The organism is Qipengyuania vesicularis (genome assembly GCF_019711415.1).
In the GTDB taxonomy this organism is placed as follows: Bacteria; Pseudomonadota; Alphaproteobacteria; order Sphingomonadales; family Sphingomonadaceae; genus Qipengyuania; species Qipengyuania vesicularis.
Genome location: NZ_JAIGNJ010000003.1, coordinates 505436 through 516029, shown reverse-complemented (window position 1 = coordinate 516029; position 10594 = coordinate 505436). Strand labels below are relative to the sequence as shown.

Below are 10594 nucleotides of genomic sequence, written 5' to 3'. Positions count from 1 at the left end.
CGTTCAAAGCCTAAGCGTGTTCCACGTGAAACATCATTTGCCGATGCAGAACCGGCCGAACAAGGCTTCGAGCATGTCCTCGGTCGAATGGCGGCCAAGCAGCCGGTCGAGCGCCAGTCGCGCAAGGCGGAGACGTTCTGCGGTCAAGAGCGCATCGTGTCCTTCCAATATCCCTCCAATCGCATCGAGCGCATCCACAAGCGCAGCGCCCTGCCTCGCATTCAGTGCCGCGCTGCCCGGTTTCGGAAGTAACGACCTCGCTTGAGCCACAAGGCCCTCCGTGAGCGCGCTGACGCCAGCACCAGTTACAGCCGAAACGACATAGTCGGGACAGGTCTTCCCATCCGCATCCACATCGCAGCGTGATGCAATCTCCCAAGCGCCATCCGGACCCTCGCCCTCGCCGCCGAGCCAAAGGACGATGTCCGCCTTAGCCAGTTCATCGCGCGCACGCCCGATCCCTATCTGCTCGATCTGCCCCGCGCCCTCTTCGCGCAGGCCCGCCGTGTCCACCAGCACGAAAGGTACGCCCGAGAAGGCAACCGGGCGCTCGATCACATCGCGCGTCGTTCCGGCCTCTTCCGACACGATGGCAGCACCCTCATCGAGCAGCGCATTGAAGAGCGAAGACTTTCCCGAGTTAGGCGGACCCGCCAGGACTACCCTAATGCCATCCCGCAACCGCTCCGCACGCGGAGCCTCGATCGCGTCTCGCCATTCGCTCGCAAGCTGCGAAAGTTCCACGTGGAACATCTCCGGGAGTGCATCCACATCGTCCTCGTCACCGAAGTCGAGAACAGCCTCGACCAAAGCCGAAAGATGCAACACCCGGTCGCGCCAGCCATCCACCTTCTGCGAAAGTCCACCCTCCGCCGCAGCCTGAGCTGCTTGCCGCTGGAGCTCGGTCTCTGCCGCAAGCAGGTCACCCAGTCCCTCGGCCTCGGCAAGATCGATCACACCATTGGCGAAGGCACGACGGGTAAACTCTCCGGGCTCAGCTCGCCTGAACTCTTCCAGTTTGCCTAGAGTGCTTTCAATCGCATCGACCACCGCCCTGCCGCCGTGGCAATGAAACTCGGCCAGATCCTCTCCCGTCGCGGTTCGCGGGCCGGGAAACCAGAGCACGAGGACACGGTCCAGTTCCCGCCCCTGCCCGTCGCGCAACGTACGCAGGCTCGCATGGCGTGCCTCGGGCAATCCTCCTGCGAGCGCCTCGATCGCATTTGCGGCTGCAGGTCCGCTGATCCGCACTACACCGATGGCAGCGGGAGGCGCTCCGCTCGACAGGGCGAAGATGGTGTCAGCCATAGGTGTAACCGGTCTCTAGTCGTCAGAAGTGGCGGGCTTCTTAGACGGCTTCTTCGCTGCCTGCGCACCTTCCATGAAGCTTTGGAAGAGCTTGAACCCGGCCTGGCCCATGGGGGCGAGCTGACGTGCATACTCCTGCAACTGGTCGGTGCTGGAAACGCCCTTCATCGCCTTCGACATCATGTCGACGTAGATATCGTTGGCCTTGCCCACATCGGGCAAGCCCATGAAAGTCCGCGCCTCCTCGGGCGTACAGTCGATTTCGATATGGACCTTCATCGCGTTTCCTCCGTTAGAGCTTGCAAGCACCTATCTGGCCCTGCATGCCGCGTCATGCAAGCATAAGACACCGATGAGCTGATCGAGGGAGATTACTGCCATGAGCGAGACCGTCACGATTGCCACCCTTTCGGGCGATGCGACCTTCGATGCCTATGTCGCCCGACCTGCCGGAGAGCCGACCGCCGCAATCCTCGTCATCCAGGAAATCTTCGGCGTGAATGCGGGCATTCGCCGCAAGTGCGACAAATTTGCCGAAGAGGGTTACCTAGCGGTTGCCCCCGATCTCTTCTGGCGTCTCGAGCCCGGCGTGGAACTGGACCCGGATGTGGAGCCCGAATTCCAGCGCGCGCTCGACCTGATGGGCAAGTTCGACCAGGACCAGGGCATTCGCGATATCGAGGCAACCATCCACCACATCCGCCGCCAGGAAGGTGTGCCCAAGGTCGGCTGCGTCGGATACTGTCTGGGGGGCCGTCTCGCCTACATGACCGCCGCGCGAACCGATATAAACGCCTCGGTCGGCTATTACGGTGTCGGCATCGACGGACTTCTGAATGAGAAACACGCGATCGCCCACCCTCTCTTGCTCCACGTGCCCACGGAGGATGGATTCGTCGACAAGGCCACGCAAAAGGCGATGCACGACGGGCTGGACGACCACCCCAAGGTGACGCTCTACGACTACGAAGGACTCGACCACGGCTTTGCGACAGAGTTCGGCAAACGGCGCGCGGAAGATGCGGCCAATCTTGCCGACGGGAGAACGTCCGATTTCTTCAAGGAGCATCTGGGATAGGTCCGGCGCATGATCGAGCGCCTTCCCTTTCGTTATCTGGTCCCTGTCCTCTTGCTGGCGCTGTCGGCCGGCGCCTGGATATGGGAACCGGCACGATGGAGCCTGTGGATTCTCGTCCCCTTCGCCCTGATGGCCTTATGGGATTTCATCCAGCCAAATCATACACTTAGGCGCAACTATCCGCTGATCGCGCGAATTCGTTGGATCATGGAGGACCTGCGCCCGTTCGCCCAGTCTTACATCGTCGAGGACGATCTCGAAGGGCGACCATTCAGTCATCAGGCCCGCGCGCTGGTCTATGCCAGGGCAAAGGGCGACCTCGACAAGCACCCGATGGGCACCGAGCTGGACGTCTATTCCGACGAGTACGAATGGGTCGGCCATTCGATTGCCCCCGCCAAGGAAGCGCCCGAAGAATGGCGCGTCATGATTGGCGAAGGCACTTGCGACAAGCCTTACTCCTCATCGCTGCTCAATATTTCCGCGATGAGTTTCGGCTCGCTGTCAGCCCGCGCAATCGAGGCGCTCAACGCCGGAGCCAAGGAAGGTGATTTTGCCCACAATACGGGCGAAGGATCGATCAGCCGCTATCACCGCAAGCATGGCGGCGACCTGATCTGGGAGCTCGGCAGCGGCTATTTCGGAGCGCGGCGCGAGGATGGGAGGTTCGATCGGGACCAGTTCCGTGAGAACGCCGCGAGCGATCAGGTCAAGATGATCGAGCTGAAGCTAAGCCAGGGCGCTAAGCCCGGACATGGCGGGGTACTTCCTGGAGCGAAAGTAACCAAGGAAATCGCCGAGGCGCGGGGCGTGCCCGTGGGTGAGGACGTCCTTTCACCAGCGGCGCACCCGGAATTCGACACGCCGATCGAACTCCTCGAATTCGTTACACGGCTTCGCGACCTATCGGGTGGAAAGCCGACCGGCATCAAGCTGTGCGTTGGCCAGCCACACGAGATATTCGCTATCGGCAAGGCGATGCTCGAAACCGGCCTCCATCCCGACTTCATCACCGTCGATGGTGCCGAGGGCGGGACAGGCGCCGCCCCTCTCGAATTGTCGAATTCGGTTGGCATGCCGCTTCGTGAAGGACAGATCTTCGTACGCAACATGCTTGTCGGGACGGGCCTGAAGCACAAGATCAAGATCGCCACTTCGGGCAAGATCCATTCGGGCGCGCAGATGGCCAAGAGCTTCGCGCTCGGGGCCGACTGGTGCAATGCCGCACGGCCCTTCATGTTCGCGCTTGGCTGCGTCCAGTCAATGAACTGCCACAAGGGTACATGCCCGACCGGGATCGCCACGCAGGAAGCCTGGCGCCAGCGCGGGCTGGTGGTGGAAGACAAGGCCCCAAGGGTCGCCCGGTTCCAGCGCCAGACGCTCCACGCGCTCAAGGAAATCGTTATCGCAATGGGTCTCGAAAGCCCGTGGGCAATGCAGGCGATGGACATGCGCGAACGCATCAACGGCGCGCGCTCAGACGCCTTTGACCGCATCTACTACTTCGCCGAAGAGGGCGTCTTGCTAGACAAGCCCGAGACGACGCCACTTGCGCGTCATTGGGCAGCGGCACAGGCAAACAGTTTCAGGAGGGCATGTTGAACGCAAAGAAGGGATTGGCCAAATGGCATGAGGTGATTGAAAACGGTTCGTCACCAGCCGATCTCGCCGCGATTATCCGCGAAGATGCCGCTTTCCACTCGCCCGTGGTCCATACCCCGCAGCAGGGGCGAGACCTGGTGGTCGCCTATCTTTCGGCAGCCGGACAGACGCTCGGCAACGACAGCTTCACCTATGTCCGCGAACTGGTCGATGGCGAGAATGCCATGCTCGAATTCACCACCGAGATGGACGGAATTCACGTCAACGGCGTCGACATCATCCGCTTCGACGAGGAAGGGTTGATCGCCGAGTTCAAGGTGATGGTGCGCCCGCTCAAGGCAGTGAACAAGGTGTGGGAGCAGATGGCGGCGATGCTGGAGTCGATGAAGGGTTAGCCAGACGTTCGCCGTTCCAGAAAAAGGGCCGCTCCCAAATCGGGAAGCGGCCCTTTCGCTTACTGGTTCATGGTTGCGAAGAAGTCCTCGTTGGTCTTGGAATCTTTCATCTTGTCGAGGAGGAACTCCATCGCGTCGACCGTGCCCATCTGCATGAGGATCCGGCGCAGGACCCACATCTTCGAGAGCTTGTCCTTCTCGACCAGCAGCTCTTCCTTGCGGGTGCCGGACTTGCCGACGTCGAGTGCCGGGAAGATGCGCTTGTCGGCGACCTTGCGGTCGAGCACGATTTCGCTGTTACCCGTGCCCTTGAACTCTTCGAAGATGACCTCGTCCATGCGGCTGCCGGTATCGATCAGCGCGGTGGCGATGATGGACAGCGAGCCGCCTTCCTCGATGTTACGCGCGGCACCGAAGAAGCGCTTGGGGCGCTGGAGTGCGTTGGCATCGACACCGCCGGTCAGCACCTTGCCCGAGCTGGGCACGACGGTGTTGTAGGCACGGCCAAGACGCGTGATCGAGTCGAGCAGGATGACGACATCCTTCTTGTGTTCGACGAGGCGCTTGGCCTTCTCGATCACCATTTCGGCGACCTGGACGTGGCGGTTGGCGGGCTCGTCGAAGGTCGAGGAGATAACTTCGCCCTTCACGCTGCGCTGCATGTCGGTGACTTCTTCCGGACGCTCGTCGACGAGCAGCACCAGCAGGAAGACTTCGGGGTGATTATCCGTGATCGCCTTGGCGATGTTCTGCAGCAGCACCGTCTTACCGGTACGCGGCGGCGCGACGATCAGCGCGCGCTGCCCCTTGCCCTGCGGCGAGATGATGTCGATCACACGGGCCGACTTGTCCTTGACCGTCGGGTCGAGCGTATCGAGGTTGAGCTTCTCTTCCGGATAGAGCGGCGTAAGATTGTCAAAATTGGTCCGCGTGCGGACCTGGTCGGGGTCTTCGTAATTGACCGTAGTCAGGCCGGTCAGCGCGAAATAGCGTTCGCCTTCCTTGGGCGCGCGGATCTGGCCTTCGACCGTGTCGCCGGTGCGCAGACCCCATTTGCGGATCTGGTTGGGCGAGACATAGATATCGTCCGGCCCGGCAAGGTAGTTCGCCTCGGGGCTACGCAGGAAGCCGAAGCCGTCCTGCAGCACCTCGATGGTGCCGATACCCATGATTTCTTCGTTGTACTCTTCATCGTCCGCGAGTTCGCGCAGGATGCAGAACATGAGGTCCTGGCGGCGCATGGTGCCCGCGGCCTCGACACCCAGCTCTTCGGCCATGGCCACGAGCTCTGCGGGTGCTTTTGCTTTCAAGTCTTTGAGATGCATGTATTTTCTCGGTATTCGAGTGTGGTGATGGCCGGCAGGTCGATGGGCTTGGAGAAAGCGGACCTGGTCCCGTTATGGATGCGGGACCTCTCGCCGGTCGGTAGGTGTCAGATAAATTCGCCGCGCCGCGCCGTCAATCGGCAAACACGCCGGCCATGATCAGAATGGCTTGACCACGACCAATACGACGATGAGCGCCAGCAGTATTCCCGGGACCTCGCCGATCATGCGCAGCTGCTTTTCGCTGAGCGGCCGTTCGCCGGCAGCCATCTTCTTCGATTGGGCTGCCAGATAGCCGTGGAAGCCGCTCAGGAGGACGACAAGTAACAATTTGGCGTGCAGCCACCCCTCACCCCATGCTGACAGCGTTTGGGCCAGCAGCAGGCCCAGAATCCATACGACGATGATGCTCGGGGTAAGGATGATCTTGCGCAGCAACCCCATGCGCTTGGCCCAGAGCGCGGATTCATCCGATCCGGGCGCTGCGGGATGGAGGTAGATCATCTGGCGCGGAAGCATGAACAGGCCCGCCAGCCAGAAGACCATGAAGATGATGTGGCCTGCTTTCAGCCAGAGATAGGTCATCGACAGCACATCCTGCATGGGAACGATCTAGGCGGTCGGTTCTCGGATTTCACCCCTTGTAGCCCCGAACCGCCGCAATCAGCCGTTCGACATGCTCGATCGGGGTGCGTCGATCGATGCCGTGGCCGAGGTTGAAGACATGCGGGCGACCGGCAAAGGCCTCGAGGATTGCGGTGACCCGCTTCTCCAGTTCATCCGATCCGGCAAGCAGCAGCAGCGGATCGAGATTGCCTTGCACCGGCATGCCATCGGGCAGCTCGCGCGCAACCCAGGCGGGATCCAGCGTCTCGTCCACCCCGACAGCCTTCACGCCCGTCTCGCGTGCATATGCCGGCAGCTTCTCGCCCGAACCCTTCGGAAAGCCGATGACCGGAGTATCCGGATGCGTCTCGGACAGCGCCGCGACGATCCGCGCATTGGGCGCGATCACCCATTTCTCGAACTCGTCGGGAGCAAGGCTGCCCGCCCAGCTGTCGAAGAGCTGGACAGCTTCTGCACCTGCGTCGATCTGGCCCGAGAGGTATTCGACTGTCTCTTCGACGATCGCATCGATGATCACCTGGAGCGCTGCAGGATCGCGATAGGCCATGGCACGCGCCTCGTGCTGGTCCCGGCTGCCTTCGCCTGCGACCATATAGGTCGCCACGGTCCAGGGGCTCCCCGCAAAGCCCAGCATCGTCACGCCTTCGGGTAGGCGCGTCCGGCACAGGCGGACCGTTTCGTTGATCGGCTCGTAGCGCGAAGGATTGCGGGTGAGCGCATCGAGCGCATGATCGACCAGTTTGGGTGAAAGCTTGGGGCCCTCGCCGGCCAGGAATTCGAGATTCTGCCCAAGTGCGTGCGGTACGATGAGGATATCCGAAAACAGGATCGCGCCATCGAAGCCGAAGCGATTGATCGGCTGCAAGGTAATCTCACAAGCCGCCTCGCTATCATAGGCCATCGCGAGGAAACCGCCCTTCTTCGCGCGCAGCTTGCGGTACTCGGGAAGGTAGCGCCCCGCCTGGCGCATGAGCCATAGAGGGACCTGTGCGCTAGGCGCACCGTTTAGCGTGTCGAGAAGGAGACCGGGCATTCAGGAGTCCAATAATACCTAGTTATTATAAGGATTGATGGAGTCTGTTGGCCCTGTGGATATCGGGCACAAGTGGCCCCTGCCCGAAAACTTTCGCGGAGGAAAGGGTTCCGGGCGAATTGCGACTCGCGGATTCATATGAGTCGAGTCAAACTTGTCCCCACTGTTCCCAGCCTGCGCAAAAATCGCGTCTTGCTGTGCGGGAATCACCCCCCTGGATGACTCGTAGCGGGGAGGGAATTCATCACCGAACTTGTCGCCAGACATGTCCCGTGGTTTATCCCGCCCCTGTCCACAAGCCGAAAGAGGCAATCATTCCCGACCGTATTCACCTGCACCTGCTGTCAGACAGTACCGGCGAAACGCTGGAGATGCTGGCCAAGGCCGCGCTCGCCCAGTTCGACGATGCCGATGTGGTGCGGCACTTCTGGCCCATGGTCAGGAGCAAGCAGCATCTTGACCGGATCGTGCCAGAACTCAAGGCCAATCCCGGTCTCGTCCTGTTTACCCTCGTGAACCAGGAAGCGCGCACTCGCTTGGAAGAGGTCTGCGCCCAGAATGGCTTGCCGGCGGTGCCCATCCTCGACCGGGTGACTGAAGCGCTCGAGAAGGCGCTCGGACAGGAAGCGCATGGCCGCCCGGGCAAGCAGCACAAGATGGACCAGGCCTATTTCGAACGGGTCGAGGCGATCCAGTTTACCATCGCCCATGACGACGGCGTGGGTTGGGAGAACTGGGAAGAGGCCGACATCATTCTCGCGGGCGTCTCGCGCAGCTCGAAGACGCCGACCAGCATCTACCTCGCAAACCGCGGATACAAGGTCGCCAATATCCCGCTGGTGGTCGAAAGCCCTCCCCCGCCCAAGCTTTTCGAACTGACCAAGCCCATGGTCGTTGGGCTAACAACCGCGCCCGAGCGGCTGGTCCAGATCCGGCGCAACCGTCTACTGACGTTGAACGAGAGAACCGAGACCGCCTATGTCGACAACGACCGGGTGAAGGGCGAAGTGGCCTTCGCCCGCCGCATGTTTGCCGACAATGGCTGGCCGGTGATCGATGTCACACGGCGTTCGATCGAGGAAACCGCGGCGGCCGTCATCCGGCTCTATGGCGAGCGGGCGCTCCGCAATGGCGGCGATTTCGAAGGAGTGAAGGCAATATGAGCGCGCTTGCCGGGAGCGGGATCGTGCTTGCGTCGAATTCCTCTTCACGCAAGGCCATGCTGGAAGCTGCCGGTGTCGCTTTCGAAGCGCGCGGCGCCGATGTGGACGAACGCGCGCTCGAAGCCGAGATGGCGGGTGCAGAGCCGGCCGAGATCGCCCAAGCGCTGGCTGCCGCCAAGGCTGCTGCCGTTTCGAACGAGCGCATGGTGTTGGGCAGCGATTCGCTGGTGGAGGTCGATGGCCGCCGCTTCGACAAGCCCGCCAGCCGCGAACAAGCCGCCGAGCATTTGCGGTTCTTTTCGGGCAAGGTGATGACGCTTCACAGCGCGGCCGCCCTCGCGAAGGACGGGCAGATCGTCTGGGTCGGCTCGGACTTCGCCCGGCTGCGCGTTCGCGAGCTGTCGGAGCGATTCATTGAGGCCTATCTCGATGCCGAATGGCCCGAAGTCTCCTATTGCGTCGGCGTGTTCCGGATAGAGGGACCGGGTGTGCAACTGTTCGAGAGCATCATGGGCGACCAGTTTACCGTGCTCGGCATGCCGTTGCTTCAGGTGCTGGACGCGCTGCGCGAAGAAGGTGTGCTCGCTTCGTGACGATCTATGTAGAAGTCATCGGCGATCCGATTGCACAATCCAAATCGCCTGCGATTCACGGCTTTTGGATAGAAAAGCTCGGACTCGATGCCGAGTATCGCGCCTGTCATGTCACCAGTGAAGGCCTTGCCGATTATCTTGCCGAGCGACGCGCAGATCATGCCTGGCGCGGCTGCAATGTCACGATGCCGCATAAGAAGGACGCGATCCCGCTGGTTGACCGGCTCGAACCGCTCGCCAAGCGCGTGGGTGCCGTCAACACGATCCACCGTGCGGCCGATGGCAAGCTCATCGGGCGAAATACCGATGTAGCGGGTTTTCTCGAACCACTTTCTGACCGGCTGGAACAGCAGCACTATTTCCGCATGGCGCGCGTGCTGGGTACGGGCGGCGCTGCAAGGGCGATTGTCACAGGACTTGCCAAAGAAGGCTTCACCCTTGTCCTAGCCGGACGCAATCCCGACAAGGCGCGCGCCCTTCTTGATGAATTGGCCGAGGGCGAACACCATACCGCCCCGCTTGCCCATTTTGCCGATCCGACCGACTTCGCCTTCGACGACCGCGAAGGGTGCTGCGATCTGGTGGTCAACGCCAGCCCGCTCGGCATGCGCGGCCAGCCTCCGCTCGCCTTCGATTGGAGCCATGCCCCGCCCGGCTCGATTGCCTATGACATCGTCACCGATCCGGTCGAAACCGATTTCCTCAAGGCGGCGCGCGATGCCGGTTTCGGGACCATCGATGGCCTCTCGATGCTGATCGGCCAGGCGGCGGCGGCATTCTCCTACTTCTTCGGGAAGGAGCCTCCGCGCGAATACGATGCCGAACTACGCGGAAGGCTCATGGCATGACGAAGCCCCTGATCATCGGCCTCACCGGCTCGATCGGTATGGGCAAGTCGACCGTTGCAGCCATGTTCGAGGCAGCGGGAGTGCCGGTCTTCGATGCAGATGCCGAGGTGCGCAAGATGCAGGGACCGGAAGGCGCGCTCGTGCCCGCGATCGAGAAGGCGTTCCCGGGCAGTACCGACGACAATGGCGTGCTTCGCGATAAGCTCGGCAGGCAGGTTTTCGGTGACAAGGAGGCACTCGCGCGGCTCGAGGCGATCGTCCACCCGGCTGTCGCGGCTGAGCGCGAGGCATTCCTCATCGAGCATTTCGGCGCGCCCTTCGTCGTCTTCGACATTCCGTTGCTCTTCGAGAAAGGCGGCCACGCGGCAGTCGATCGGATCGTCGTCGTCTCAGCGCCGGCCGAAGTGCAGCGGCGGCGGGTGCTTGCGAGGTCCGGTATGACGCCAGAAAAGTTCGCCCATATCCTGTCGCTCCAGACACCCGACGCAGAGAAGCGTGAGCGGGCCCACCATATTATCGATACCGGGCAGTCGCTCGCCGAGACCGAGGATGAGGTGATCGCACTCATCGCCCTCCTGCGAGCCGAGATAGCTGGCCAAGACCCCTTGTAATCTGCGGAATT

Annotated in this window: 12 protein-coding genes; 7 read left to right on the top strand and 5 right to left on the bottom strand. The window is 61.7% G+C overall.

The window, feature by feature from the left end:
* Positions 1–33: 33 nt before the first annotated feature.
* Both mnmE and K3146_RS11375 read right to left on the bottom strand, forming a co-directional pair.
* Positions 34–1308: a tRNA uridine-5-carboxymethylaminomethyl(34) synthesis GTPase MnmE gene (gene mnmE, locus K3146_RS11380; RefSeq protein WP_221546396.1), complete on the bottom strand. Its 1275-nt coding sequence runs from the start codon at positions 1306–1308 to the stop codon at positions 34–36.
* 15 nt (positions 1309–1323) lie between these two features.
* Positions 1324–1587 (bottom strand): DUF6489 family protein, encoded by a 264-nt coding sequence (locus tag K3146_RS11375; RefSeq protein WP_221546395.1) that lies wholly within the window; start codon positions 1585–1587, stop codon positions 1324–1326.
* A 100-nt stretch (positions 1588–1687) separates the two neighbouring features.
* Between K3146_RS11375 and K3146_RS11370 the strand changes: the two genes are divergently transcribed.
* Genes K3146_RS11370 through K3146_RS11360 form a run of 3 tightly spaced genes read left to right on the top strand, consistent with a single transcriptional unit; the run spans position 1688 to position 4383 of the window.
* Positions 1688–2386 carry a dienelactone hydrolase family protein gene (locus tag K3146_RS11370; protein ID WP_221546394.1) on the top strand — a complete coding sequence of 233 codons (699 nt, stop codon included), beginning with the start codon at positions 1688–1690 and terminating at the stop codon, positions 2384–2386.
* A gap of 9 nt (positions 2387–2395) precedes the next feature.
* Entirely contained in the window at positions 2396–3988 is a 1593-nt protein-coding gene (locus tag K3146_RS11365; protein ID WP_221546393.1) for an FMN-binding glutamate synthase family protein, read from the top strand.
* A complete protein-coding gene (locus tag K3146_RS11360; RefSeq protein ID WP_221546392.1) occupies positions 3982–4383 on the top strand; it encodes a nuclear transport factor 2 family protein in 402 nt (133 codons plus the stop codon). The genes K3146_RS11365 and K3146_RS11360 overlap by 7 nt, the downstream gene beginning before the upstream one ends.
* A gap of 59 nt (positions 4384–4442) precedes the next feature.
* Here K3146_RS11360 and rho read toward each other — a convergent pair whose 3' ends face one another.
* The 3 genes from rho to hemE all read right to left on the bottom strand — a co-directional run bounded on the left by rho (position 4443) and on the right by hemE (position 7368).
* Positions 4443–5708, bottom strand: coding sequence for a transcription termination factor Rho (gene rho / locus K3146_RS11355; protein ID WP_221546391.1), 1266 nt, complete (start codon positions 5706–5708; stop codon positions 4443–4445).
* Between the two features lie 159 nt (positions 5709–5867).
* Complete coding sequence (locus tag K3146_RS11350) at positions 5868–6311, bottom strand: CopD family protein (protein WP_221546390.1); 444 nt, start codon at positions 6309–6311, stop codon at positions 5868–5870.
* Between the two features lie 31 nt (positions 6312–6342).
* Positions 6343–7368, bottom strand: a complete 1026-nt coding sequence (gene hemE, locus K3146_RS11345; protein WP_221546389.1) for a uroporphyrinogen decarboxylase — start codon at positions 7366–7368, stop codon at positions 6343–6345.
* A 272-nt stretch (positions 7369–7640) separates the two neighbouring features.
* Between hemE and K3146_RS11340 the strand changes: the two genes are divergently transcribed.
* From K3146_RS11340 to coaE, 4 genes are read left to right on the top strand one after another with little or no spacing between them, the layout of a single operon-like run.
* Complete coding sequence (locus tag K3146_RS11340) at positions 7641–8531, top strand: pyruvate, water dikinase regulatory protein (protein WP_221546388.1); 891 nt, start codon at positions 7641–7643, stop codon at positions 8529–8531.
* The gene (locus tag K3146_RS11335) at positions 8528–9124 is read left to right on the top strand and encodes a Maf family protein (protein WP_221546387.1); all 597 of its coding nucleotides are present in this window, start codon (positions 8528–8530) and stop codon (positions 9122–9124) included. Before K3146_RS11340 ends, K3146_RS11335 begins: the two co-directional genes overlap by 4 nt.
* Complete coding sequence (locus tag K3146_RS11330) at positions 9121–9972, top strand: shikimate dehydrogenase family protein (protein WP_221546386.1); 852 nt, start codon at positions 9121–9123, stop codon at positions 9970–9972. The genes K3146_RS11335 and K3146_RS11330 overlap by 4 nt, the downstream gene beginning before the upstream one ends.
* Positions 9969–10583, top strand: a complete 615-nt coding sequence (gene coaE, locus K3146_RS11325) for a dephospho-CoA kinase (protein WP_221546385.1) — start codon at positions 9969–9971, stop codon at positions 10581–10583. Before K3146_RS11330 ends, coaE begins: the two co-directional genes overlap by 4 nt.
* The last annotated feature ends 11 nt before the right edge of the window (positions 10584–10594 follow it).